This is a genomic window from Paraburkholderia sp. BR13439 (assembly GCF_040948805.1).
Lineage (GTDB): Bacteria > Pseudomonadota > Gammaproteobacteria > Burkholderiales > Burkholderiaceae > Paraburkholderia > Paraburkholderia youngii.
In genome coordinates, this window is the sequence record NZ_JBFPKN010000003.1 from 127,902 (window position 1) to 152,404 (window position 24,503).

28 protein-coding genes are annotated in these 24,503 nt (G+C 64.0%); 24 read left to right on the plus strand and 4 right to left on the minus strand.

Features of this window, described 5'->3' with window-relative positions:
- Positions 1 to 192: 192 nt before the first annotated feature.
- The 12 genes from AB3X96_RS07335 to AB3X96_RS07390 all read left to right on the plus strand — a co-directional run bounded on the left by AB3X96_RS07335 (position 193) and on the right by AB3X96_RS07390 (position 11,824).
- Positions 193 to 2,010, plus strand: a complete 1,818-nt coding sequence (locus AB3X96_RS07335; protein WP_368589167.1) for a methanol/ethanol family PQQ-dependent dehydrogenase — start codon at positions 193 to 195, stop codon at positions 2,008 to 2,010.
- A gap of 164 nt (positions 2,011 to 2,174) precedes the next feature.
- Positions 2,175 to 2,594, plus strand: coding sequence for a cytochrome c (locus tag AB3X96_RS07340; protein WP_368589168.1), 420 nt, complete (start codon positions 2,175 to 2,177; stop codon positions 2,592 to 2,594).
- Between the two features lie 31 nt (positions 2,595 to 2,625).
- A complete protein-coding gene (locus tag AB3X96_RS07345) occupies positions 2,626 to 3,537 on the plus strand; it encodes a substrate-binding domain-containing protein (protein ID WP_368589169.1) in 912 nt (303 codons plus the stop codon).
- A complete protein-coding gene (locus tag AB3X96_RS07350; protein ID WP_368589170.1) occupies positions 3,534 to 4,310 on the plus strand; it encodes a hypothetical protein in 777 nt (258 codons plus the stop codon). Before AB3X96_RS07345 ends, AB3X96_RS07350 begins: the two co-directional genes overlap by 4 nt.
- 7 nt (positions 4,311 to 4,317) lie before the next feature.
- A complete protein-coding gene (locus AB3X96_RS07355) occupies positions 4,318 to 5,322 on the plus strand; it encodes a LysR family transcriptional regulator (protein WP_176367507.1) in 1,005 nt (334 codons plus the stop codon).
- Between the two features lie 267 nt (positions 5,323 to 5,589).
- Positions 5,590 to 6,612, plus strand: coding sequence for an AAA family ATPase (locus AB3X96_RS07360; RefSeq protein WP_368589171.1), 1,023 nt, complete (start codon positions 5,590 to 5,592; stop codon positions 6,610 to 6,612).
- Positions 6,613 to 6,631: 19 nt separating this feature from the next.
- Entirely contained in the window at positions 6,632 to 7,531 is a 900-nt protein-coding gene (locus tag AB3X96_RS07365) for a DUF58 domain-containing protein (protein ID WP_368589172.1), read from the plus strand.
- Positions 7,528 to 8,454: a calcium incorporation protein MxaA gene (locus AB3X96_RS07370; RefSeq protein ID WP_368589173.1), complete on the plus strand. Its 927-nt coding sequence runs from the start codon at positions 7,528 to 7,530 to the stop codon at positions 8,452 to 8,454. The genes AB3X96_RS07365 and AB3X96_RS07370 overlap by 4 nt, the downstream gene beginning before the upstream one ends.
- Positions 8,451 to 9,437, plus strand: a complete 987-nt coding sequence (locus tag AB3X96_RS07375; protein ID WP_368589174.1) for a vWA domain-containing protein — start codon at positions 8,451 to 8,453, stop codon at positions 9,435 to 9,437. The genes AB3X96_RS07370 and AB3X96_RS07375 overlap by 4 nt, the downstream gene beginning before the upstream one ends.
- Positions 9,434 to 9,979: a tetratricopeptide repeat protein gene (locus tag AB3X96_RS07380; protein ID WP_368589175.1), complete on the plus strand. Its 546-nt coding sequence runs from the start codon at positions 9,434 to 9,436 to the stop codon at positions 9,977 to 9,979. Before AB3X96_RS07375 ends, AB3X96_RS07380 begins: the two co-directional genes overlap by 4 nt.
- Positions 9,976 to 10,971, plus strand: coding sequence for an MxaL protein (locus tag AB3X96_RS07385; RefSeq protein ID WP_368589176.1), 996 nt, complete (start codon positions 9,976 to 9,978; stop codon positions 10,969 to 10,971). The genes AB3X96_RS07380 and AB3X96_RS07385 overlap by 4 nt, the downstream gene beginning before the upstream one ends.
- A gap of 322 nt (positions 10,972 to 11,293) precedes the next feature.
- Positions 11,294 to 11,824, plus strand: a complete 531-nt coding sequence (locus AB3X96_RS07390) for a hypothetical protein (RefSeq protein ID WP_309240618.1) — start codon at positions 11,294 to 11,296, stop codon at positions 11,822 to 11,824.
- 32 nt (positions 11,825 to 11,856) lie between these two features.
- On the opposite strand, the gene AB3X96_RS07395 is transcribed toward AB3X96_RS07390, so the two are convergent.
- Positions 11,857 to 12,831: a GlxA family transcriptional regulator gene (locus AB3X96_RS07395; protein ID WP_368589177.1), complete on the minus strand. Its 975-nt coding sequence runs from the start codon at positions 12,829 to 12,831 to the stop codon at positions 11,857 to 11,859.
- A 120-nt stretch (positions 12,832 to 12,951) separates the two neighbouring features.
- Here AB3X96_RS07395 and AB3X96_RS07400 point away from each other — a divergent pair, with 120 nt between their 5' ends.
- The 6 genes from AB3X96_RS07400 to AB3X96_RS07425 all read left to right on the plus strand — a co-directional run bounded on the left by AB3X96_RS07400 (position 12,952) and on the right by AB3X96_RS07425 (position 16,301).
- Positions 12,952 to 13,182 (plus strand): phage baseplate assembly protein, encoded by a 231-nt coding sequence (locus tag AB3X96_RS07400; RefSeq protein ID WP_368589482.1) that lies wholly within the window; start codon positions 12,952 to 12,954, stop codon positions 13,180 to 13,182.
- A gap of 262 nt (positions 13,183 to 13,444) precedes the next feature.
- Positions 13,445 to 13,900: a hypothetical protein gene (locus tag AB3X96_RS07405; protein WP_368589178.1), complete on the plus strand. Its 456-nt coding sequence runs from the start codon at positions 13,445 to 13,447 to the stop codon at positions 13,898 to 13,900.
- Positions 13,900 to 14,475, plus strand: coding sequence for a lysozyme (locus AB3X96_RS07410; RefSeq protein ID WP_368589179.1), 576 nt, complete (start codon positions 13,900 to 13,902; stop codon positions 14,473 to 14,475). Before AB3X96_RS07405 ends, AB3X96_RS07410 begins: the two co-directional genes overlap by 1 nt.
- A complete protein-coding gene (locus tag AB3X96_RS07415; RefSeq protein ID WP_368589180.1) occupies positions 14,462 to 14,902 on the plus strand; it encodes a hypothetical protein in 441 nt (146 codons plus the stop codon). Before AB3X96_RS07410 ends, AB3X96_RS07415 begins: the two co-directional genes overlap by 14 nt.
- A 172-nt stretch (positions 14,903 to 15,074) precedes the next feature.
- Complete coding sequence (locus AB3X96_RS07420; protein WP_368589181.1) at positions 15,075 to 15,752, plus strand: DJ-1/PfpI family protein; 678 nt, start codon at positions 15,075 to 15,077, stop codon at positions 15,750 to 15,752.
- Positions 15,753 to 15,860: 108 nt separating this feature from the next.
- Positions 15,861 to 16,301: a zinc-finger-containing protein gene (locus tag AB3X96_RS07425; RefSeq protein WP_368589182.1), complete on the plus strand. Its 441-nt coding sequence runs from the start codon at positions 15,861 to 15,863 to the stop codon at positions 16,299 to 16,301.
- Positions 16,302 to 16,320: 19 nt separating this feature from the next.
- Here AB3X96_RS07425 and AB3X96_RS07430 read toward each other — a convergent pair whose 3' ends face one another.
- The 3 genes from AB3X96_RS07430 to AB3X96_RS07440 are packed head-to-tail and all read right to left on the minus strand — an operon-like array spanning position 16,321 to position 19,020.
- Positions 16,321 to 17,058, minus strand: coding sequence for an ABC transporter ATP-binding protein (locus AB3X96_RS07430; RefSeq protein WP_368589183.1), 738 nt, complete (start codon positions 17,056 to 17,058; stop codon positions 16,321 to 16,323).
- Positions 17,055 to 17,921, minus strand: coding sequence for an ABC transporter permease (locus AB3X96_RS07435; protein WP_368589184.1), 867 nt, complete (start codon positions 17,919 to 17,921; stop codon positions 17,055 to 17,057). Before AB3X96_RS07435 ends, AB3X96_RS07430 begins: the two co-directional genes overlap by 4 nt.
- Positions 17,922 to 17,949: 28 nt before the next feature.
- Positions 17,950 to 19,020, minus strand: coding sequence for an aliphatic sulfonate ABC transporter substrate-binding protein (locus AB3X96_RS07440; protein WP_368589185.1), 1,071 nt, complete (start codon positions 19,018 to 19,020; stop codon positions 17,950 to 17,952).
- Between the two features lie 234 nt (positions 19,021 to 19,254).
- Between AB3X96_RS07440 and tauA the strand changes: the two genes are divergently transcribed.
- The 6 genes from tauA to AB3X96_RS07470 all read left to right on the plus strand — a co-directional run bounded on the left by tauA (position 19,255) and on the right by AB3X96_RS07470 (position 24,486).
- Positions 19,255 to 20,304, plus strand: a complete 1,050-nt coding sequence (tauA, locus tag AB3X96_RS07445; protein WP_368589186.1) for a taurine ABC transporter substrate-binding protein — start codon at positions 19,255 to 19,257, stop codon at positions 20,302 to 20,304.
- On the plus strand, positions 20,301 to 21,080 hold the full coding sequence (locus AB3X96_RS07450; protein ID WP_176107539.1) for a taurine ABC transporter ATP-binding protein: 780 nt from the start codon (positions 20,301 to 20,303) through the stop codon (positions 21,078 to 21,080). The genes tauA and AB3X96_RS07450 overlap by 4 nt, the downstream gene beginning before the upstream one ends.
- On the plus strand, positions 21,080 to 21,964 hold the full coding sequence (locus AB3X96_RS07455; RefSeq protein ID WP_368589187.1) for an ABC transporter permease subunit: 885 nt from the start codon (positions 21,080 to 21,082) through the stop codon (positions 21,962 to 21,964). Before AB3X96_RS07450 ends, AB3X96_RS07455 begins: the two co-directional genes overlap by 1 nt.
- A gap of 148 nt (positions 21,965 to 22,112) precedes the next feature.
- Positions 22,113 to 22,931, plus strand: coding sequence for an ABC transporter substrate-binding protein (locus tag AB3X96_RS07460; RefSeq protein WP_368589188.1), 819 nt, complete (start codon positions 22,113 to 22,115; stop codon positions 22,929 to 22,931).
- Positions 22,932 to 23,020: 89 nt separating this feature from the next.
- Positions 23,021 to 23,749, plus strand: coding sequence for an amino acid ABC transporter permease (locus tag AB3X96_RS07465; RefSeq protein WP_368589189.1), 729 nt, complete (start codon positions 23,021 to 23,023; stop codon positions 23,747 to 23,749).
- Positions 23,749 to 24,486, plus strand: a complete 738-nt coding sequence (locus AB3X96_RS07470) for an amino acid ABC transporter permease (RefSeq protein WP_368589190.1) — start codon at positions 23,749 to 23,751, stop codon at positions 24,484 to 24,486. Before AB3X96_RS07465 ends, AB3X96_RS07470 begins: the two co-directional genes overlap by 1 nt.
- The last annotated feature ends 17 nt before the right edge of the window (positions 24,487 to 24,503 follow it).

Below are 24,503 nucleotides of genomic sequence, written 5' to 3' on the forward strand. Positions count from 1 at the left end.
CACCGCACGCAAGAGCGGCAGCGTTGCCGCTATTCCGGCATGGAATATGCGTTGGCCGTTCATGCGTCGCGAAGCCCGACATCGAATCGGGATAGCGCGTTAATCGTTACCTGCAATCGAGAAGGCGCGCACGATGCGATGAGGTAGCGTGGGTCATTCGTGAGTTGAACGCAGGACAATTCTGGAGGAGACATGAACTTACGCACTGTAGTTCTTGGGCTCGCGATCCTCGCATCCGCAGCCTTTAGCTCTCTGGCTGCGCAGGCCGATTCGCAGCTCGACGGACTGATGAAAAACCCTTCCAACTGGGCGGCCCAGGCGGGCGATTATGCGAATCACCGCTATAGCCCTCTCAAACAGATCAACGAGAACAACGTCGGCAAACTGCAGGTCGCATGGACCATGTCGACCGGCGTGCTACGCGGCCATGAAGGCGCGCCGCTCGTGATCGGCGACACGATGTATATCCACTCCCCGTTTCCGAACAAAGTCATTGCAGTCAACCTGAAGGATCAGACGTTCCTCTGGCAGTATCAGCCGAAGCAGGATGAACAGGTCGTCTCCGTGATGTGCTGCGACACCGTCAATCGCGGTCTCGCATATGGCGACGGCAAGATCTTCCTGCAGCAGGCCGACACTAAGCTCGTCGCGCTGAATGCAAAGACGGGCGAGGTGGTGTGGACCGCGCAGAACGGCAATCCGAAAGCCGGTGAAACCAACACCAACGCGCCGCACGTGTTCGGTGACAAGGTGCTGACCGGTATTTCGGGCGGCGAGTTCGGCGTGCGCGGGCGTCTGATCGCGTATGACATCAAGACTGGCAAACCGGTCTGGACTGCGTACAGCACGGGCCCCGACAACGAAATGCTGCTCGACCCGGAAAAGACGATGACGTACTCGAACGGCCAGATGGTGCCGGTGGGCGCGGATTCGTCGGTGAAGTCCTGGAAGGGCGATCAGTGGAAGCTCGGCGGCGGCACCACGTGGGGCTGGTATGCGTGGGACCCGAAACTCAACCTTGTTTACTACGGTACTGGCAATCCGGGCACATGGAACCCGACGCAACGTCCGGGCGACAACAAATGGTCGATGTCGATCTTCGCGCGCGACCTGAATACCGGCACGGCCAGGTGGGTCTACCAGATGACGCCCCACGACGAATGGGACTATGACGGCGTCAACGAAATGATCCTGTCCGACCTGACGATCAACGGCAAGAAGGTGCCCGCGATCGTGCACTTCGACCGTAACGGCTTCGGCTACACGCTGAACCGCGAAACCGGACAACTGCTGGTCGCGCAGAAGTACGACCCGGCGGTGAACTGGGCCGATCGTGTCGATCTGCAAAGCGGCCTGCCGATTCGCAACGCGGCGTACTCGACGCAGGCGGCCGGGTCCGACCACAACGTGAAGGGCATCTGCCCGGCGGCACTCGGTTCGAAGGACCAGCAACCGGCGGCGTTCGATCCGAAGACGAGTCTGTTCCTCGTGCCGACCAACCACGTCTGTATGGACTACGAGCCGTTCGATGTCGACTACGTGTCGGGGCAGCCGTATGTCGGCGCAACGCTGTCGATGTATCCGGGCCCGAACGAGGGCAACGCGATGGGCAACTTCATCGCGTGGGATGCGAGCAAGGGCAAGATCATCTACTCGAAGCCGGAGAGGTTCTCGGTATGGTCGGGTGTGCTGGCGACCGGCGGCGGCATCGCGTTCTACGGCACGCTGGAAGGCTATCTGAAGGCGGTTCGCATCTCGGACGGCAAGGAACTGTGGCGCTTCAAGACGCCGTCGGGAATCATCGGCAACGTCTTCACGTATGAGTATCAGGGCAAGCAGTACGTCGGCGTGTACTCGGGCATCGGCGGCTGGGCCGGCATCGGCATGGCGGCGGGTCTCGAGAAGCCGACCGAAGGTCTGGGCGCGGTCGGCGGCTACAAGGATCTCGCGAAGTACACCGCGCTCGGCGGCACGCTGTTCGTGTTCGCGATCCCCAACGAAAAGAGCTGAACGAACGGCTGAAATGAAAGGCTGAACGAGCGGGGCGGCTTGAACAGGCACGGCCGCCCCGTCAGCCTCGCGCAAGCATTGAATTACCCCCAAATCGCGCCCGTTGGTGGATGCGTCGCTGAAACGCATCGGGGCGCGGCTTTTTCCCAGATGGAGACATGTGCATGAAAGGCCGATCTATCCTGTTGCTCACCGCGTTGCCCGTAGCACTCGTCATACTGCCCGTCGGATACGCGCAGAACAATCCTTCGATTGCGCAGGTCGCGTACAAGGTAGTCGACGGTAACAAGGTCGACAGCAATACGCTGCAGGGCTGGAAGACGTGGCGCGCGCTCGCTTGCGAACGCTGTCACGGCGCGCAGCAGCAGGGCATGGTCGGGCCGTCGCTGATCGACGCGTTCAAGACGCTGGACAAGAACGAGTTTCATCGCACGGTGTTCGGCGGCCGGGTCGATAAGGGTATGCCCGATTTCAGCGCGAGCCAGATGATGCAGAAGAACTGGGAAAATCTCTATGCGTATCTGAAAGGACGCTCCGATGGACAGATCAAGCCGGGCGATCTGCATGCCATCGACTCGAATTAACGCCGCGCCGTCATTCTTCCGGAGGCTCACGATGCGTGATAAGAGAAGCATGTCCGTGCATGTCAGCGTGATCGCGGCCGCGTTGTGTGGTGCGGCGCTCGCGAGCGCCGCGGTCCGGGCGGATGGCCCCGCGCTGCCGAACAACGACGGCGCGGACGGCGTGCTCAGGGTATGCGCGGACCCGAACAACATGCCGTTGTCGAACGACAAGGGCGAGGGCTATGAGAACCGCATCGCGGCCCAGATGGCGAGCGACTTCGGCTACAAACTCGAATACACGTACTTTCCGCAGCGCATGGGCTTCGTGCGCCACACGTTGCGCGAGAAGGCGGAGGGCAGCGAGCGTTATCGCTGCGACCTGATCATCGGCGTGCCGAAGGGCTATGACATGACGTCGACGACGCAGCCGTATCTGCGCTCGACCTACGCGATGGTGCTGCCGAACCGACCCGAGTTCGCGAACATCAAGACGCCCGACGACCTGCTGAAACTGCCGCCCGATCAGCTGCACAAGCTGCGTTTCGGGATCTTTTCGCAAACTCCGGCGGTGGACTGGCTGCTCGGCCACAATCTTATCGACCAGGCGGTGTCGTACCAGGTGCAAAGCGGCGATCCGGGCGCATACCCCGGCCAGATGATCGAACACGACCTGGCCGCGGGCAACGTCGACGTGGTGTTCCTGTGGGGGCCGATCGCCGGCTACTTCGCCAAGCGCGCCGGTGATTCGGTCAGGCTCGTGCCGTTCCCGCCGCAGCCCGGCATCCGCTTCGACTACACGATTTCGATGGGCGTGCGCTACGGCGAGAAGGACTGGAAGGACAAGGTGGATCAATGGATCGGCGCGAATCACGACAAGATCGACAGCATCCTCGCGACCTACCAGGTGCCGATGCTCAAACCGGTCGACGCGCCGGCGGGCAAGCCTGGCGACGCATCGCAATGACGCGCGCGCGCGGCGCCTGGCTGCACGCGGCACGCGCCGCGCTGATGGGGACGCTGTGCGTGCTGTGCCTCGCGCCGGCCGCGAGCCGTGCGGCAAGCCCGGCGAGCGCCGCGTCGGCGCCGGGCGGCGACGATATCACGCCGGCGGAGCGGCTGATTTTTCTGACCGATCATCTGCACGGCGTCGCCGCGCAGACCGAGCTCGACTACGCGCTGATCGATTCGGAGCAGCCGTCGCGCAGCACCGATCTCGTCAAGGTGCTGGTGGTCAGCGAGAACAACGCGAAGGGCGACGCACAGGTGACCGACCATACCGGCAGCGTGAACCTGCCGATCGGCGGCCTGCAGTGCAATCCGGCGATCATTTATTTCCTCGAACGCGACATCGCGGAGATGCAGGGTCTCACCGGCGGGCAGCGCCGCTATTTCCAGCAGCGTCTGCGTCTCGCGCTCGCCGCGGGGCCGCAGATCGAGAGCGTGCCGGGAGAGCTCGGCGGCAAGCCGGTCAGCGCGCGGCGCATCGTCGTGCAGCCTTATCTGAACGATCCGAACGGGGCGCGCTTCGCGCAATACACGGGCAAGCGCTACACGTTCGTGCTAGCCGACGGCGTGCCGGGCCAGGTCCTGCAGATTCGCACCGACGTGCCGGGCCCCAACAACGACTTTGCGCATCCGGCGCATTCGGAGTCGTTGAGCTTTCAATCCGCACTGAACAAGTTGCCATCGGGCAAGGCGCCGGCGAAGCCGTCGAATGCGCCGCGGGCGAGCCGTTGAGTCTTCGATGCAGAACGCGAGTTTCGCGACGAACCGGGTCAAGCTGAACTTCGTTCGCACGCTGACCCTGCGGCAGTTGCAGATCTTCGTCGTCGCGAGCCGCTATACGAGTTTCGCGCGCGCGGCCGAGGAGCTGCATCTGACGCAGCCGGCCGTGTCGATGCAGATTCATCAGCTCGAGGAGGCGGTCGGCCTGCGGCTGTTCGAGCGCGTCGCGCGCAAGCTCACGCTGACCGAAGCGGGCGAGGTGCTGACCCATCACGCAAGCCGCATTCTCGGCGAAATCAAGGACACCGAAGACGCGATGATGTCGCTGAAGCAGGCCGACAGCGGCTCGATCAACGTCGGCATCGTCAGTTCGGCGACCTACTTCGCGCCGAAACTGCTGGCGATGTACTCGCATCTGTACCCGAAGGTCGACGTGCATTTCTCGGTCGGCAATCGCGACGCGCTGCTGCGCATGTTGCAGGACAACGCGATCGATCTCGCGATCATGGGCCGCCCGCCGCCCGAACTCGATACGACGGCCGAGCCGCTCGCGAGCCATCCTCAGGTGGTGATCGCGCCGGTGCAACATCCGTTGTGCGGCGCGCGCCGCTTCGATTTGCAGGAGTTGAGCAACGACACCTTTCTGCTGCGCGAGCCGGGCTCAGGGACGCGCATGGCCGCCGAGGCGATGTTCCGTCAGCATCTGTTCACTCCCGCGAAAACCGTCACGCTCGGCAGCAACGAAACGATCAAGCAGGCGGTGATGGCGGGCATGGGCGTGAGCCTGATCTCGCTGCATACGCTGCAGCTGGAGTTGCGCACTGGCGAGATCGCGCTGCTCGACGTGAACGGCACGCCGATCGTACGAACGTGGCAGATCGTGCATCTGCGCACCAAGCAGCTTTCGCCGACCAGCGTGATGTTCCGGCAGTTCCTGCTCGAACATGCGGCGGTGCATCTGGAGCAGGAATATGCGCAGTTTGCGGGGGTGTTTGCGAAACGGCCGGTCGGGGCTCAGCGGTAGCGTGATGCGTGCGTTGCGTGGCGGCGCGGCGCGAGCGCGCTCGTCGGCTTGCTGATGAACGGTGCGTGATAGGCGGCATCGATGGCACAGTCTGTACCTGTCTGTCGTGACAGGCTGCCAACTTTTCGAATTCGATTTAACTCTTGCGTCCCTCCTGTGCGATCGGCATAAACCGTGCTTGAACGGAAGGCTGGCGAGTCTTGAAGCGCGTCGACGTTCGGGCGTCGCGCAAATAAATGCCAGCCACCACGGAAGGGGAGCGCAGCGATGGTTTCTGGCGAGCAGCTTCAGGACTGGCGTTCTCACGCCCAGCAGATCGAAAACGAAGTGGCGAGAGTGGTCGTCGGTCAGCAGCAAACGCTGAGGCTCATCAACGTCGCGCTGTTCGCACGCGGCCACGTGCTGCTCGAAGGCGGCGTCGGGGTCGGCAAGACGACCGTGTTGCGGGCGTTCGCGCGCGTGGTCGGCGGCGATTTCGAGCGCGTCGAAGGCACGATCGATCTGATGCCGGGCGACCTCGTCTATCACACCTATGTCGACGCCGACGGCAAGCCGCGCATCGAGCCCGGCCCGTTGCTGCGCCACGGCGAGCAGCTGACCACCTTTTTCTTCAACGAGATCAATCGCGCGCGCCCGCAGGTGCAATCGCTGCTGCTGCGCGCGATGGCCGAGCGTTCCGTGTGGGCATTCGGCCGCGAGCATCGCTTTCCGCACATGACCGTGTACGCCGACCGCAACAAGGTCGAGAAGGAAGAGACCTTCGAGCTCGCGTCGGCGGCGCGCGACCGTTTCCTGTTCGAGCTGAACATGCCGACCCCGACCGACGAGGAGGCGCGGCGCAGCCTCGTGTTCGACACGAGGTTCCATGACGTCGACGGCCTGCTCGCGCAACTGGCGCCGTCGATCGTGCCGTGGGAACAGTTGAACCGGATCGGCGCGGCGATCCAGCAGGGCGTGCAGGCGAGCGAGACGATCGAGCGCTACGTGCACGACATCTGGCAGGCGACGGAAACGCCGGCGCGCTTCGGCATCGCGCTCGACGGCGTCGACATGGAGCAGCTGATTCTCGCGGGCGCGAGTCCGCGCGGCATGAGCGCACTGGTGCGGGCCGCGCGCGTGGTCGCGTGGCTTGCGGGACGCACGCATCTGCTGCCGGAGGACATCCACGAGGTGCTGCTGCCGGCGCTGGGTCATCGCGTGTTTTTCACGCCGATCTACGAACTGCGCCGCCAGGAGCTGGCCGAGGCGCTGATCGCGCGGATCGTCGCGAATATCGCCGTGCCTCGCTGAACGCCGGCGCGCTTACACGATGAACGGCATCGCTGAATTCCACTATCGTCTGCCGATGCGCGCGGCCGGTGCGCGGCCCGGCTCGCATCCGGGCGCGAGTTTCGGCTCGGGCCAGCAGTTCGCGATGCACGGCCGGCTGTTCGACTATCCGGACCCGCGCCGGCTCGATCTGCGCGCGAGCTTGCGCGCGGCGCGCGACGAGTGGCTCGTGCGCGTGCATTTGCAGCGCGTCGCGGTTTCCGTGTTCGTGATCGTCGACGTGTCGGCGTCGATGCAATTCGGCACCCATAAAACGAAGCTGCAGGTCGTCGCTGATTTTGTCGAAGCGCTCGGCCACAGCGCGTTCCGGGTCGGCGACCGGCTCGGCATGCTGGCCTTCGATAGCGGCGAACGCGACGATCTGTTCATGCCGGCGCGCACGGGGCGGGGCACCGGCTCGCTGCTCGCGAGCATGCTGCGCGAAGGCGTCACTGATATCGCTGACCGTCAGGCGAATGGTCACGCCGAACGTCACGCTGAACGCGGGGCCGTCGAAGGATTGCGGCGTTGCGCGATCCGTATCGCCGGTCGTCAGGCGCTGGTGTTCGTGGTGTCCGATTTCCACTGGCCGCTCGCGCGACTGTCGCCGGTGCTCGACATGCTGGTGCATGCGTGCGTGGTGCCGATGGTCGTATGGGACGCGGCCGAGACCACGCCGCCGCAGCGCGCGTCGCTGCTGGCCGTCAACGATGCGGAGTCCGGCGAAGAGCGTCGCGTGTGGCTCTCGCGCGGCGTGCGCGAGCGCTGGCGCGAAGGCGTCGCGCGCCGTCGCGACGAACTCGCCGCGGTGTTCGGCGCGCGCGGCATCCAGCCGTTCTTTGTCGAAGGCGCGTTCGATCCGGAAGCGATGTCGCGCTACTTTCTGGAGCTGACGGTATGAGCGCGCGCGGAGTGCGCGGCGGCTGCGCGCGTCGGGCGGCGCTGCGCGTGCTGATCGCGTCGCTATGCGGCGGCGCCGCCTGCGCGACGGCCAGTGCCGCCGAGGTGGCCGCGCTCGTTCAGCAGCCGCGCGCGTTCGGCTATGTGCTCGGCGACGTGCTGACGCAGCGCGTGCTGCTGGAGGCCGACGGTCGCGACCTCGGCGCGGTCACGCCGCCTTCGGTCGGACGCACGGGCGTCTGGCTCGAACGCCGGCCCGTGACGCTCGAAACCGATGCCAACGGCCGCAAGTGGATGGTGATCGGCTATCAGGTCGTCAATGCGCCGCAGACGCTCACGCAGATCACGTTGCCCGCGTTGACGCTGACGTCGGCGGCGGGCACGCAGTTGCAGGTCGCCGAATGGCCGGCGAGCATCGGACCGCTGACGCCGCAAACCGCGTTCGCCGCGGGGGACTTGCAGCCGCTGCGGCCCGACCGCCAGGCGCCGATGCTGGGCACGGCCGGCTGGCGCCGGCAGATCGCGTGGGCGCTCGGCCTGTTGCTCGCGACGCTGCTCGTGTGGGCGAGCTGGTGGTGGGCGCGCAATCGGCGCGAGGCGGCGCGGCTGCCGTTCGCGCGGGCGTGGCGGCAGATGCAACGGCTGCCGGAGGCGCCCGCCGCTTCATCGAACGATGCGTGGGTCTGCTTGCATCGCGCGCTGAACGAAACCGCCGGCCAGGTCGTGCATGCGGCTTCGCTATCCGCGTTGCTGGCGCGCGCGCCGTATCTGCAACCGCTGCGCGCGCAGCTCGAACGTTTCTATCTGGCCTCGGCCGAGCGCTTTTTCGGGCCGGCGCCGCATGCCGTCGAGAATGCCGGCGAGCTTTCGCTGCACGCGCTGTGCCGTGCGTTGTATCGAGCGGAAAGGCGCCATCAGCGATGACCATGAGCCTGGATTTCGCCCTTCCGTGGATGCTGGTGCTGCTGCCGCTCGCCGCGCTGCCGCTGCTGCGGCGGCGCAGCGACACTCTGGTGTTTTCGAGCGTCGCATGGCTGCCCGCTGACGACCTCGGGCGCGTGGCGGGCTGGCTCGTCCGCGGCGGCGCGGCGCTGGCGATCGCGGCGATCGTCGTCGGGCTGGCGGGGCCGGGGCGCTCGCAGTTGCAGGTGCTGCGCACCGGCAGCGGCGCACAGATCCTGATTCTGATGGACCGCAGCCAGAGCATGGACGAGCCGATAGGCAGCAAGGGCGTCGAGGCGCCGCGCGGCGACTCCAAGAACCACGTGGCGCGCGCGGCGCTGACGCGCTTCGTCGAGCAGCGGCCGAACGACCGCCTCGCGTTCATGATGTTCGGCACCAACCCGGTGCTGGCGATGCCGTTCACCTACAACCATCGCGTGATCGAGGCCGCGGTCGCGGCCACGGCGATTGGCCGCGGCATGCCGGACACCGAGCTCGATCGCGGCATGCTGGCGGCGATCGCGCAGTTCGACGAGCGCTTGTCGTCGGGCCGCCGCGCGATCGTGCTCGTCTCCGATGGCGGCGCGTTGCTCGACGAAACGATGCGACGGCGCATCGAGGAGGGACTGCGACGCAACCGGATCGCGCTGTACTTCATCTACCTGCGCAGCAGCGTCTTCAGTCCCGATCTGAACGCGACGCAGCCCGCCAGCGGAAGCTCGGCCGAAGCGCAGCTGCATCGCTTCTTTCTGACGCTGAAGACGCCTTACCGGCTGTTTCAGGCCGAAGACCCGAAGGCGATGATGGCGGCGATCGCGGAGATCAACCGGCAGCAGAACGCAACGACGACGTTCGTCGAGCATCTGCCTCGCCAGGATCTTAGTCCGTACTGTTTCGCGCTCGCGCTGTTCTGTGCGGCGCTGCTGGTGCTGTTGCACCAGTTGCAGGTCAGGAGCTGGGCATGAAGCGCGCGCTGATCCACACGCTGTTCGGCACCGTGGCGATCTGTTGCGCCGCGTGGGCCGGGTATGGCTTCGTTCGTCTGCAGCACGCGGAGCGGGTCAATCAGGCCATCGTCGCGACGAACGCCGCCGCGCGTGACCAGCAAGCCGGCGGCGACGCGCGCGAGGTTCAGCTGGCCCGTGCGATAGCGCTATCGAAAGCGGGCTCCTACGACGCGGCGGCGCGGCTCTATAACGGTCTGCTCGCCGAGGGTAGCCCGCCTGATGAAGTCGGCCGCGTGGCGCTGTTCGATCTCGGCAATCTGTACCTGCGCGAAGGCAGCGGCGACAACGCGCAAACAGTCAGGTCTCTGGCGATGATCGGCGAGGCCAAGGCGCGCTACCGGCTCGCGCTGCGCGCGGCGCCCGACGATTGGGACGCGCGCTACAACCTCGAGCGCGCGCTGTGGCTCGCGCCGGAAACGCCGTCCGCGCTCGCCGGACCCGATGTAAAAGAGCAGCACAACGTCACAGTGCGCGACGCGCGCAGCCAGGACCTGCCATGAGCGGCGTTCGGCGCGAGCGTGGCTTCGCAAAATGGCGTCATGCGTTGACGCCGCTCGCGCTCGTCGCGTTGATCGCGGCGGTCGCGATGCCGGACGTCACGTTGCCGCGCAACTCGTTTGACTACATCGTCACGTTCGATATCACGCAAAGCATGGACGTCGAGGATGTGGTGCTCGGCGGCGCCCCGGTCAGCCGGCTCAAGTTCGGGCAGGCCGCGATGCGCGACGCGCTCGAGCGTTTGCCGTGCGGCTCGAAGGTCGGCTGGAGCGTGTTCACCGGGCAGCGGGTGTTGCTGCTGATGGCGCCGGTCGAAGTCTGCGGCAACTACGACGCGCTGCTGGTGTCGCTCGACGGCATCGACGGGCGCATGCGCTGGACCAACTGGAGCCGCATTGCCGAAGGCGGTGTGTATTCGGCCGTGCGCGTCGCGAAGGATGTCGGCGGCGGCGCGGCCATCGCGTTCGTTACCGATGGGCAGGAGGCGCCGCCGCTGTTGGCGTCACGCCCGCTGATGGAAGGCATCAATGCGGCGCGGATCAAGGGCTGGCTGATCGGCGTCGGCGGCGACCAGCCCGCGGCCATTCCGAAGACCGATGCCAATGGCAACCGGATCGGCGTCTGGCAGGCCGACGACGTGATCCAGGTGCCGCCTACGCCCGGCTCCGGTGTAGCGGCGCAAACGCACGAGGAATTGTCCGAATTGCGCGGTGAGTACCTCGCTTCGGTGGCTCGGCAGACGGGCCTCGATTACCGGCGTCTGCTGAACGTGACGTCGTTCGGCGATGCGCTGCTCGAAGCGCGCTTCGCCCGCCGCGAACCCGTGCCGACCGATCTGCGCTGGTGTCCCGCGCTGCTCGCGTTGCTGCTGCTCGTCGCGCGCTTCATGCCCGACGCCGTTCTCGCATGGCCGCGCGCCTGGCGAAAGCGCTTTCAAACGATCGCTTTGCGCATCGCGCCGGCATTCAATGGCCGGCCAACACGCGCCGACTGACTACCGCGAGCGCGACCGTTGACGTTGCAACGGTTGAAGATGCAGGTACCCGATCTGACCGCGCAGTTGCCTGGGAAACCTCGCAAGAGTTGCCGGGGATCGTTCGATTCGCGACGCTTGGGCCAGAAGCTTTTGCCGGTCTTCGCCACACTTGCGAGATACCTCACACATTGACCTACCGGTACGCAAATCACTGACTACAATGTCTGAATGCAAGCGACGCTGCGAGGCGCGCGGTTCGAGTGACGCGCCGTGTCATGTGACGTTTCAATTCCTTCATGGAGGCATGCCGATGACGTGCCAAAACGAGAGGATTGTCGGAGTGGTACTCGTCTTGATGAGCGGCTACGCGTTTGCGGGAGGCCCGTTCGGCGATGTGCCGCAAGCGATGATGGTCGCCAACATCGTCGCGTCGCCCGTCGAAGTCGTGCCGCCCATTCCCGAGCCTCGGCGCTACTTCGAGCAGCAGCGCTATGCGATGGAGTATCAGGGGGATCGGGGCAAGCCGTTCTACGCGCAAATGGAGAATTACTATAGCGTGGACCTTGCGCGCGATACCCAGCTCGGCACCGCGAAGGCCTTGGTGTCGTCCGGACCGGAGTTCGCACCGGTGTCCGAACCGGGCGCAAATGCCGCCGCGCAGAGTGCTTCGAATGCTCTACGTATGGGTCCATCTACCGCACCGCAAATATCCATCGTTCAGATGAACAGTTCAGTGTTGTCGATTGGCCAGTCACCGCAGCGACGCTTGTCCTTGACGGTCGACAACTGGGTGTTCTCCGGCACCGCGCGCGTCGCGATTCTGCATTCTCACGATACGGGCGCGACGCTGATCGTCAAACGCCGCTACTGAGTGACGTCGAGCGGCTGCGCCGCCCGCGCATGTCACGTCGACGAAAAGCGCTCGCGATACACCTGCGGCGCCACGCGCAACTGACGCACGAAACTGCAGCGCATCGTTTCCTCGCTGCCGAATCCGCATCGCGCCGCGATCCGTTTGATCGACCAGGATGTTTCGCTCAGCAAGCGTTGTGCCGCTTCGATGCGTAGCTGCTCGACCGCGCGCGCGGGCGTGCGGCCGGTTTGCGCCTTGTAGTGGCGCATGAAGCTGCGCTCGCTCATATGCAGCCGTTGCGCGAGCGCGGGCACTGACAGGTCGGATGCGAGGTGCGACGTCATCCATGCATGCAATTCGCCGAAACGGTCGTCGGCATGTTGCAGCGACAGCGTCGCGCTGAATTGCGACTGACCACCCGGGCGCTTCAGAAACACGACGAGTTCGCGCGCGACGTCGAGCGCCAACGCGCGCCCGTGATCGTCTTCGAGCATCGCTAGTGCGAGGTCGATACCGGCGGTGACGCCCGCCGATGTCCAGATATCGCCGTCGCGAATGAAGATCGGGTCCGCTTCGACTTGCAGTTGCGGATAGGCCTGCGCGAGTTCGTCGCAACGCGCCCAATGCGTGGCGACGCGCCGGCCGTCGAGCAAGCCCGCCTCGGCGAGCAGGAACGCGCCCGAGCAGACCGACGCGACGCGTCTGCAATGTGGCGCGTGGCGCTGCGTCCAGCGGATCAGGCGTTGATCGGCCGATGCCTCACGAATGCCCCGGCCGCCCGGAACGATCAGCGTATCGAGCGGCGTCTTCAGCGAGCGCAGTGATGCTGCAAGCACCGCGAGTCCCGACGACGATGTGACGGGCCCGGCTTCGGTCGCCACGACGCGGGGTGAGTAGAGACTGTCGAGCCCGCGTTGCGCGACGAGTTCATTGGCGGACGCAAATACCTGCAGCGGACCGCTGATGTCGAGCAGTTGCATGTTGGGGAAGGCGAGCAGCACGATGGAGCGGGGAGCGCTGGACATGTGAGCAAATCGGTGGCAGAAATCAAGGGGACAATGGAAGTCTTGCCAAACACTACGCGCATAGAATCGATCCGTCCAGCTGGAAGAAATGACAGACGGTGTATTTCGACTTCTCCTTCAATGCGACCCTGCGTCGTGAAGATCGGCGCGAACCCCCTTATCACCGGCTACGTTGACCGCGTTGCGGGATCATTGAGTGCGACGACACACACGCTGTCCATATCGGGGCGCGGCAAGTGCGAGGACCCGGCGGACTGCGCCGCGCAGTTCGATTCGTTCCAATTCACGAACATGGCTACCGCCGACATAGCGCCAACTGTCACCGGAAGACACGGCAGCGATTCTCGCTGACGCTACGGAACACGCGAACGCGAAACTGGCGGCTATGGATGCTTCATGGATAACACTAACGAGTTTCGACCCCCGACGAATAAGGCGGCTCGGCACAGCTTTTTTTGTCCCGCGCCAGCAGGAATATGCAAAAGAAATTGAGATAACCGACGCCATCGTAAATAGTTGTCAAAACGGGCTTATCCCGAATTAATGCGGTTGACCGTGGTCCGTTTCGATGATTAATTGGCGAGGTATCGCCTGAAAACTCTAGAGGAGTGTAATGGAGCAACTGAACCAGCAACGCAGTGGGACGGATTGGACAGTCGAGGAAGAATGCGACCTTTGCCGTATCACCTATTCGATCTACTCAAACTTCCCGCCGATGCCTCACGCACAGGCCCTGAACGCCGAAACCGGCGAGTTCTTTCCGTTTGACAGGGTTCGTGAGATGAAATCTGGCTACGCCATGGCCGAAGCGCTGGGTTACGCATGGGCGTGCAATTGTCGCGGACGCAAGCCAGCGTCAGCGCTAACGTCGAAGGATCGCACTCACGACGAGCAATACATACTCAAAGACGGTGACGGCCGGGTTATGCACGACACGTATTATACGGTTCGTCTGCCGTCTGGTTCTCTCGTCCACGGCGTGACGGATGGTTTGGGGCGCACTAAACGCTATAAAACAAACGGCGCTCAATCGATATATGTTTATCTTGGTCACAGAGAGGAGGCGTAATGCCGGACGCACTTGGAACGGCGGTAACGAACACAAATCCGAATTCATGCGTGGCAGTCCAATCGGGCAGACTCTGCAAACCTTGGCATGTCAGTCCGGAAGGATTGTCCTTTACTCCCGTATGGGAGTCCGGTGTATTAAATGGCATATACCAGGGGCACCAGGTGACAGAGGGGTTCATCTTAAAAGCCTATTTGGACAACGTTGGAATTCCCACGGTTGGATGCGGCCATCGCATTATTGCTGCTGATCACATTGAGGTTGGACAGGTAATTAGCCTCGAACGCGCAAGAGAATTTAGGCGGCGTAATGTTGCTGAGGTCGAAAGACGACTGAATTCCGGTATTCATGTTCCCCTGTTTCAATATGAATACGATGCGCTTGTCAGCATTGTATATAACAGCGGTCCGGGTCGCGGTGCAGACGTGATTATCGGGAAAATTAATACAGGCAATTATCGGGGTATGCATGAATTTATCCTTACGTATCGAATTGGAGACAACCGCGGCGTTAGAAATCGCCGTTTTGCCGAGGCTCGCCTATTTTCGTCAGGGGTTTATGATGCGTCGCACTAAGACTCGATTTTTATGTTTAATCGCAGGAATACTGCTCCCTATTTTTGCGGCAGCAAAATCAAATTATGATTTTTCGGTGACACTTTCAAATTCTGATTGTCTGCAACATTTGGGAGGCGGCAATGGAGACGTTGAATGCTATTCAGTATTGCAAAAAAAACTGGTGACCGATAGTCAGATATTATATAAAAAGCTGCGCGCAACCATACCAAAAGGCAATATTCATGCGAAATTGCTGAACAAATACATGGCAACGCAGAATGCATCTGTCAAGTATTGCGAATTGCCGCGCAATGCGGGGGCGGAGTGGGAAACCGAGCACGGGGGTTCCATGTTTCCTGCCTTGCAGGCGGAGTGCATTTACAATCTACGCAAGGCACAAAACGAATTCTTAAAGGGCTTGCTTGATATGGCGGAAGGAAAATAACGAATGCACGAGCAGCACGATAGAACGCGGAGCGCTGCACTGCGACAAGGCGTGGCAGAAATCAAGGGAACAATGGCAGCCTTGCCAAACACTACGCGCATAGAATCGATCCGTCCAGCTGGAAGAAATGACAGATGGCGCGTTTCGATTTCCCTTTCGATAAGGTATCCCCATGACCCTCCAAATCGGTTTTCTGGTGTTTCCGAAAGTACAGCAACTCGATCTGACCGGCCCGCATGACGTGCTCGCATCGGTGCCGGGCGCCACGATGCATCTGGTCTGGAAGACGCGGGAGCCGGTGGTGTCGAGCAACGGCCTCGTGCTGACGCCGAGCGCGACCTACGAAAGCTGCCCCCCGCTCGACGTGATCTGTGTGCCGGGCGGAAGCGGCGTGACCGCGCTGTTGCAAGACGAGCAGACGCTCGACTTCGTTCGCCGGCAGGCCGCGAGCGCGCGCTATGTGACGTCGGTCTGCACCGGCGCGTTGCTGCTGGGTGCGGCCGGTCTGCTGCGCGGGCGGCGCGCGACGACTCACTGGGCGTTTCACTCGTTGCTGGAACCGCTCGGCGCGATTCCGACGCATGCGCGTGTGGTCCGCGACGGCAATCTGATTACCGGCGGCGGCGTCACGGCGGGCATCGATTTCGGGCTGACCGTGGCTGCCGAACTGGCGGGCGTCGAAGAGGCGCAGGCGATCCAGCTCGAACTCGAATACGCGCCAGCGCCGCCGTTCGACGCGGGCGATCCGGCGCTGGCGCCGCAAGCGGTGGTGGAACTGGTCCGGCAGAGGTCGGCGGAAGGTTTGGCGGCGCGGCGTCGCGTCGTGATGGAGATCGCAGAGAGAAGCTAGGTCTTGCTTGCGGGTGCAGGCCTTCCATTAAACTGTGAGGCTCCGCCCGTTTTCCGCCAGTCGGATCGATGCGATGAAGTACCACGAATTCTCCCGGGGGCACTCCCTATGCGTGTAGGCAAGCCCGTCAAAGCACTGCCGCAGCCGTCATGCGACTACTGCGGCAACCGCGCTTTGCTCGCGCGTTACGGCGACGAGTCCTACCCGTATCGCAGCGATCAAGGCCCGCTGTGGATCTGCACCGGCTGTCAGGCGTGGATCGGGGTGTATTCGCGCAGCAAACACAACCTGCCGCTCGGCCGCCTCGCCGACGCGACGTTGCGCGAGTCGAAGAGCAAGCTGCACGACGCGCTCGAACCGCTCGTCGCCGCCAAGGTGCGCCGCGATGGCGTCAACGCATTCGAAGCCCGCGCGAAAGCGATCCGGTGGGTCGCGACCGAGCTTGGCTTCGATCCGGTTCCGGCGAGCATTCACGCGTTCACGCCCGAGCAGTGCGAACAGGCGCGGCGTTATGTCGAGGCTTTTGTCGAAGCCCGGCGTATCAGATAGCGCGATTTTCCGCAGCCCGCTACATCTCCAGCAAAACCTCGCGCAGCGCATTCAACGACGTATCGCGCGGATTCCTCGGCCGCTGCAACGCAATGGGCAGTTCGCGCGCGATGCGGCTCGGGCTACCAACGCCCGCCGGGGACAACAGCAGCACGCGATCGGACAGACTCAGTGCTTCGTCGAGATCGTGCGTGACGAGCAGCACCGTTGTGCCGCGCGCGTGTTTCAACGCGAGCAGCAACTGCTGCAGTCGCGCGCGCGTGATCGCATCGACGGCGCTGAATGGTTCATCGAGCAGCAGCAGTTCCGGCTCGTTGAACAGACCTCGCGCGAGCGCGACGCGCTGCGCCATGCCACCGGATAGTTGCTTCGGCAGCGCGTCGCGCACGCCAGCGAGACCCACCTCGGCGAGCAGCGCATCGACGCGCGGATCGTCTCCCGCGTGCGGCCCCGCGGCAAACGCGATGTTGTCGGCCACGCTGAGCCACGGCAGCAGGCGCGGTTCCTGAAAGATCATGCCGACGCGCGGCGACGGCGCGAGCAAGGGCACGCCGTCGATCAGCACGGCACCCGTGGCTGCGCGATCGAGTCCCGCCACCGCGCGCAGCAGTGTGCTTTTACCGCAGCCGCTAGGACCGACCAGACTGACGATCTCGCCGCGCGACAGCGCGAACGATACCTTCTCGAACACATTGCGCTCACCAAAGCGCCGCGTCAGTCCACGTACTTCGAGTAACGAAGCAGGTGCCCGAGTCATCGCGCGGCCTCCGACACCCGGTGCGCATCGCGCCACGACAGCGCGCGTACCTCGATCGCTTTCAGCATGCCGTCGCTCAGTTTGCCGAGCAGCGCGAGCAACAGGATCGCGCCGAACACCAGATCCGGGCGGCCGGTTTCGCGGCCATCGCTGAGCAGATAGCCGAGCCCGCGCGTCGCCGCGATCAGTTCGGCGGCCACCATGAACATCCACGCGAGGCTCAGTCCGGTGCGCAGTCCGGTGAAAATCTGCGGCATCGACGCGGGCAGAAGTATGCGCGTGAACAGCGCGCGCCGGCTCAGCCGGTTCAACTCGCCGAATTCGATCAGCTTGCGGTCGACGCCGCGAATGCCCGCCACCACGCTCAACTGCACCGGGAAAAACGCGCCGATCGCGATCAGCGTGATCTTCGGCGCTTCGTCGATGCCCATCCATAGCAGCAGGATCGGCACCCACGCAAGCGACGGAATCGCGCGCAAGGCCTGAAACGCGGGGTCGAGCAAGGCATCGACGCGCCGGCTGAGGCCCATCGCCGCGCCGATCAGCAGCGCGAGCACGGCGCCGATCGCAAAGCCGCCGTACACGCGGATCACGCTCGCGCCGATATGGCGCGCGAGCCGCGCCGCGCCGAGATCCCATAGCGTCTGCGCAATCGCGCTGGGCGCGGGGACCAGATGCATCGGCAGGATCGACGCGCGCACCAGCAACTCGATGACAGCCAGGAACACGACCGGCAGCGAGAGACCGGCATAGCGCCACAGTCGTAACGGGTCGATCGCGCGCGGCGGATGCGCGAGTTCGCTACACGACGGACAGGACGAATCCCTCCGTGCGAGCGTGAAAAGATTCTTCGCGGTGCTCATCGGTGGGCTCGGGTCTGGTGCGTGTGCTTCATTTGGAGCCATTGCTCGCCGTCGCGATCACCGGCTGCGCGACTTTAGCGTCGACCAGTGCATCGATGATCGCGTTCAGATCGGTGCCGCCCTTCACGAGTTGCTCGTCGACCAGGATCGGCGCAGCGGCTTTGAGCGCGGCAATCTGCCGGGCGCCAGGCTGAGGCTGGCTGAAGTCGTTGCGGCTCAACTGCAGTTTCGCGACCGGCAGCGAAACCTTGGATTCCTCCGCGACGATCCTGGCGGTGTCATCAGGGTGAGCGGCGATCCAGACGCGGGCTTTTTCATAGACCTTAAGCACGCGCGCGAGCGCGTCCTGATGGTCGCGGATGAAGTCTTCGCGCGCATTCAGGAAGCCCCAGGTGTTGAAGTCGAGGTTGCGATACAGCAGCCGCGCGCCATCATCGATCTGCGCGGCCGCCATGTGCGGATCGAGGCCGGCCCACGCGTCCACCTGGCCATTGGCGAGCGCGGTGCGGCCATCGGGATGCTGCAGGTTGACGATCTCGACGTCGTCGCGCGACAGCCCCGCCGTATGCAGTGCGCGCAACGTGAACAGGAACGGATCGGTGCCCTTGGTGGCCGCGATCTTCTTGCCCTTCAGATCGGCGACGGTTTTGATCGGCGAGTCCTTGCGCACGACGAGGGCGGTCCACTCGGGCCGCGAATAGATGTACACCGCGCGAATCGGATTGCCGTTCGCCTTGCCGAGCACGGCGGCGAGGCCCGCGGTCGAGCCGATGTCGATCGCGCCGCTGTTCAGGTATTCGAGCGCGCGGTTGCTGCCGAGGCTCAGTACCCACTTCACTTGCGTGTGGTCGGCGGCGAACTCCTGTTCGAGCCAGCCGTTGCGCTTGATCACGAGGCTTTCCGGCGAATAGTACGCATAGTCGAGTTTCAGCTCGTCGAGCGGCGCGGCGTGGGCGGTGTGGGCTGCCCCGAAGACGCCGAGTGCGAGCGCGGCCGCGGCGGTCTTCAGCCAACCGCGTCGGCTGCGGTTGCGCTCGCCGACGGTGGTGATTGCGTTGCGCGCTGTCGTGAAGAATGAAAATCCCCGGGTCGGTGTCATCGATTGTCCTTATGGTCGCGTGTGGCGGTCGCCCCAATGTAACCAGGACGGTGGCGCGAGCGAACCAACAAATGCTCAGAATCAAAGCAGTTTTGGCGCTATGGCGGATAGTCGCGACGCAAAAGCAATGCTGCGTTCCAGTGATTAGCTATGCATGATTCGTTGGAACCGCGCCGGTCGAAAATGCCTATAGTCGGAACCTTCTTCGTATCCAGACCAACCCGAAGGCTTCCGATGAATCACTCTCTCCGTCAGCTGCGGCGTGCGTTGCGCGCCGCAGCCTTCGTCGCGGCGTCGGCCGGCATTGCCGCGTTTTCGCCGTTCGCTTCATCCGCGCACGCGCAAAGCCGAGAAGTCGTGATCGGCTATCAGGACATGGTCGTGCCGTGGCGTTACGCGCAAGCCACCGGCGCCGTCGAAAAGGCGACCGGCTACAAGGTCACGTATCGCAAGCTCGGCAGCGGCGCGGATGTGGTGCGCGCACTGGCGTCAGGCTCGATCCAGCTGGGCGAGGCGGGATCGAGCCCGATCGCGGCGGGCCTGTCGCAAGGCGTCGACCTGTCGCTGTTCTGGATTCTCGACAACATCAACGACGCGGAAGCGCTGGTCGCGCGCGACGGTTCGGGCGTGACGAAGATCACCGACCTGAAGGGCAAGACGATCGGCGTGCCGTATGTGTCGACGTCGCATTTTCATGCGCTGGTCGCGTTGCAGCAGGCGGGTGTCGATCCGTCGTCGGTAAAGATCCTTAACCTGCGTCCGCCAGAGGTCGCCGCCGCCTGGCAGCGCGGCAATATCGATGCGACCTACATCTGGGACCCCGTGCTCGCGAAGGTCAAGCAGAACGGCAAGGTGCTGATCACGTCGGGCGAAGTCGCGAAGGGAAGCGGCAAGGCAACCTTCGACGGCTTTGTCGCGTCGCGGCAGTTCGAGCGCGACAACACGGCATTCATGGCGGGTCTCGTCAAGGTGCTCGCCGATACGGACGCGCTGTACCGCGATCACAAGGCCGACTGGACCGCGGCTTCGCAGCAGGTGCAGGCGGTTGCGCAGGAGTCGGGCGCGGCACCGGCCGACGTGCCCGCAAGCCTCGCGCTGTACGCGTTCCCGAGCGCCGCGGAGCAGGCGTCGCCGACCTGGCTCGGCGGCGGCAAGCAGTCGGGCGCGGCGCAATCGCTCGCGGCCACGGCGGCGTTCCTGAAGACGCAGGGCACGATCCAGAACGTGTTGCCCGACTACTCCGCGGCCGTGAATCCGCGCTTCGCGCAGCAGGCCGCGCGATGAGCATGCTCGACATCCGCGGACTGCGCGTGACCTACGCCGGTGCGAGCGAGCCCGCGCTCGCGGGTGTCGATCTGCGCATCGAGCGCGGCGAGTTCGTGGTCGCGCTCGGGGCGTCGGGTTGCGGCAAAACCACGTTGCTCAACTGCATCGCCGGCTTCGTCGATCCGAGCGAAGGCGAGGTGCGGCTCAACGGCACGCCCATCGACGGACCCGGTGCCGAGCGCGGCGTCGTGTTCCAGAAGCATGCGCTGATGCCGTGGCTCGACGTGCTCGACAACGTCGCGCTCGGCTTGCGGTTTCGCGGCATCGCGCGTGCGCAGCGACACGAGATCGCGCGGCATACCCTGGCGCTCGTCGGGCTCGAACGGCATGCGAACGCGAAGATCCATGCACTGTCGGGCGGCATGCAGCAGCGCGTGGGTATTGCGCGCGCGTTGGCGAGCGATCCGCAGATATTGCTGATGGACGAGCCGATGGGTGCGCTCGATGCGTTGACGCGCGAGACGGTGCAGGAACTCGTGCTCGACGTGTGGACGCGCACGCACAAGACCGTGTTCTTCATCACGCACAGCGTCGAGGAAGCGCTGTTTCTCGCGACGCGTCTGGTACTGATGACACCGGGGCCTGGACGCATCGCCGAAGTCCACGCACTGCCATTCGCGCGCGAATATCTGGCGACTCGCGATGCACGCGCGGTCAAGTCGTCGCCGGCTTTCATCGAGTGGCGCGAGCGCCTGACGCGGCGGCTGCACGATACATTGCGTGAGGCCGCCTGATGAGCGTGATCGATTCGTCGCAACAACACGCGCCGACACGTCCGGACACAGCGCCTAACGCGACCCGGCTACGCAGCGCGGCGCACGGCCGCAGACCTTATCGCGGCATGCCGGGTGAAGGCCCGACCGCGTGGCTCAGTGTGATCTGCGTCGCGGTGTTTGCGCTGCTGTGGTGGACCGCGACTCATCTGCACTGGATACCACCGCTGTTCCTACCCGCACCGGACGCGGTCTGGCATGCGTTCGTCGATGCATGGCACGGCCGCATTCAGGGCGGCTTGCCGTTGTCCGAGCATCTGCTGTGGAGCGCGATCCGCGTGTTCGGCGCGTTCGCGCTCGCGAGCATCACCGCGATACCGGTCGGTATTCTGATGGGCGTGAGCCGCGTCGCGCGTGGACTGCTCGATCCGCCGCTGGAGTTCTACCGGCCGCTGCCGCCGCTCGCGTATCTGCCGCTCGTCGTGATCTGGTTCGGCATCGACGAGACTGCGAAGATCGTCGTGATCTGGCTCGCGTGTTTCGCGCCGATCGCGATGGCCGCGCGTGCCGGCGTGCGCAGCGCGAGCGTCGAGCAGATCAACGCGGCGTGGTCGCTTGGCGCGAATTTCCGCCAGGTGGTATTGCACGTGGTGTTGCCTGCGGCGTTGCCCGAAATCCTGACCGGCCTGCGCATCGCGATCGGCTTCGGCTGGACCACGCTGGTCGCGGCCGAAATGGTCGCCGCCACTGCCGGGCTCGGTCAGATGGTGCTCAACGCGTCGAGCTTCCTGCGCACCGACGTGGTCGTGATGGGGATCGTGCTGATCGGCCTGATCGCGTGGCTGTTCGATCTCGGCATGCGCGCGCTCGAACGCAGGCTGGTGCCGTGGAAAGGCAAGCAGTAGGCACCTGCCGCATATCCGAATCGCCGCTTAGCTCGTGACGTTTAGTTGGTTCGCCATTGCGATGCGCGTTGTTACAGTCTGTGCGTCGTTGTCGTGAGGCAGTCGTGAATCACGTCGTACATAAAACATCCAATACAAAGACCTAACCATGAAAATCAGATTCGTTGGCGCAGCAGTGATGGGGTTGCTGCTCGCGATTTCCGGCGCAGCGCACGCCGATCGTCTCGACGACATCAAGAAGGCGGGCGTGCTGCGCGTCGCCACCTTCGACAGCAACGCTCCTTTCGGTTTCGTCGATCCGAAGACCAATCAGATCGCCGGGCTCGACGTCGACTATGCGCGTGCGGTCGCGAACAAGCTCGGCGTGAAGCTCGAAATCCAGCCGACCAATCCGGCGAACCGCATCGCGTTCCTGAAGTCGGGCAAGGTCGACCTCGTGTTCGCAAACTTCACGATTACCGACGAGCGCAAGAAGGAAGTCGATTTCAGCACGCCGTACTTCGCGTCGGGTACGCAGTTCATCGCGAAGAAGGGCGTACTGACGTCGCCGCAGCAGGTGAACGGCCTGCGCGTGGGTGCCGACAAGGGCACGACCAACGAACAGCAGGTGCGCGCGCAATTCCCCAACGCGACGATCGTCGCCTACGACGACACGCCGTTCGCGTTCGCCGCGCTGCGCGCCGGCAACGTGCAGGCGATCACGCAGGACGGCCCGAAGCTCGTCGCGCTGCTCGCGAACGTGCCCGACAAGGCGAACTACGAGATCCCGCCGTTCACGATCTCGAACGACTATGAAGGTGTCGGCGTGCCGAAGGGCGAGACGCGTCTGTTGAACGTCGTCGACGATACGCTGAAGGGCCTCGAAGCGGACGGCAGCGCCGCGAAGATCTACGACCACTGGTTCGGACCGCAGAGCCGCGCGCCGTTGCCGCGTCTGTTCAAGATCGGCGATCCGCAGAAGAGCTGATCCGACGGAAGTTTTGGAGCCGGCCTGCCCTGTGAAAACGGCGGGCCGCTTTTCATTGCGCAACGAAAGCGCTTGAGTAGAAGAGCAGAATGTACGGCTGGCTGGAACCGAAGTACCTCGGGTGGATCGCGCATGGCTTTCTGATGACGCTGGTGTTGTCGGCCTGCGCGGGCGCGGCGGCGACGTTCGCCGGCTTCGGGCTCGCGCTCGCGCGTAATGCGCGCAACGGCATGCTCGCGCGCGCGGCCGCCCTATACGTACTGGCGTTTCGCAATTCGCCGTTGCTCGTGCAATTGCTGTTCTGGTACTTCGGGGCTGCGACGTTGTTGCCGCAGCCGTGGATGGAATGGCTCAATGCGTCGCACACGGTCTCGCTATTTGGCTGGACGATTGCGTGGCCTCCGTTCGAATTCGTCGCGGGCTGGGTCGGGCTTACGTGCTACACGACCGCGTTCGTCGGCGAGGAATTTCGCGCGGGTATGCGCGGCGTCAAGGACGCGCAGCATCAGGCCGCCGCGGCGCTGGGCCTTACGCCGCTCGCGGCGTTCCGTCACGTGATCCTGCCGCAGGCGATCCGGATCTCGACGCCGCCTCTTGCTGGGCAGTACATGAACCTCGTGAAGAACTCGTCGCTTGCGATGACGATCGGGCTCGCGGAACTGTCGTATGTATCGCGGCAGGTCGATACGGAAACCTTCAAGACGTTTCAGGCATTCGGCGCGGCGACGGTGCTCTATATCGCGATCATCGCGGTTATCGAAGCCGTGTTGCTGGTGTGGAAACGTGGCGCCCTGCGGCTCTGGCAAGGAGGGCATTGATGAGCGCGCTCGAATGGCTGCCGTCGCTGCGTTATCTGCTGCTCGGCACGTTCCCCGATGGGCCGCTCGGCGGCGCGGCGCTGACGGTCGTGATGTCGATCGTCTCGGCGTTGCTGTCGGCTTTGGTCGGTCTCGCCGGCGGCATTGCATTGTCGCTGACGCGCGGCGCCGCGCATCTGGCGCTCACTGCCCTGGTCGGCTTCTTTCGCGCGATCCCGGTGCTGATGCTGATCTTCTGGACCTTCTTCCTGATGCCGATACTGCTGCACATCGACGTGCCCGGCCTCGCCACCGTGATTTGCGCGCTCGCGCTGATCGGCGGCGCGTATCTGTCGCATTCGGTGCAGGCAGGCGTCGCCGCGGTCGGCGCGGGGCAGGCGCAAGCGGCCGCGTCGCTCGGCATGACGCGCTGGCAGGCGCTGCGGTACGTGCAACTGCCGCAGGCGATACGGATCATGATGCCGTCGTTCGTCAATCAGTGGGTCACGCTGATCAAGGACACGTCGCTCGCTTATATCGTCGGCGTGCCCGAGTTTACGTTTCTCGCCAACCAGGTCAATAATCGGCTGATGGTGTATCCGGTGCAGATCTTTCTGTTCGTCGGCATCGTTTATCTGCTGCTGTGTTCGACGCTGCAGTACGGTGCGACGTGGCTGCTGAAGCGCCGCTTTCGTTCGGGTCATGCGGCGGCGAACGGCGAAACGAAGTTCAAATGGCAGTTTCCATTCGGCGTCTAGCTGCAACGGCTAGAAGG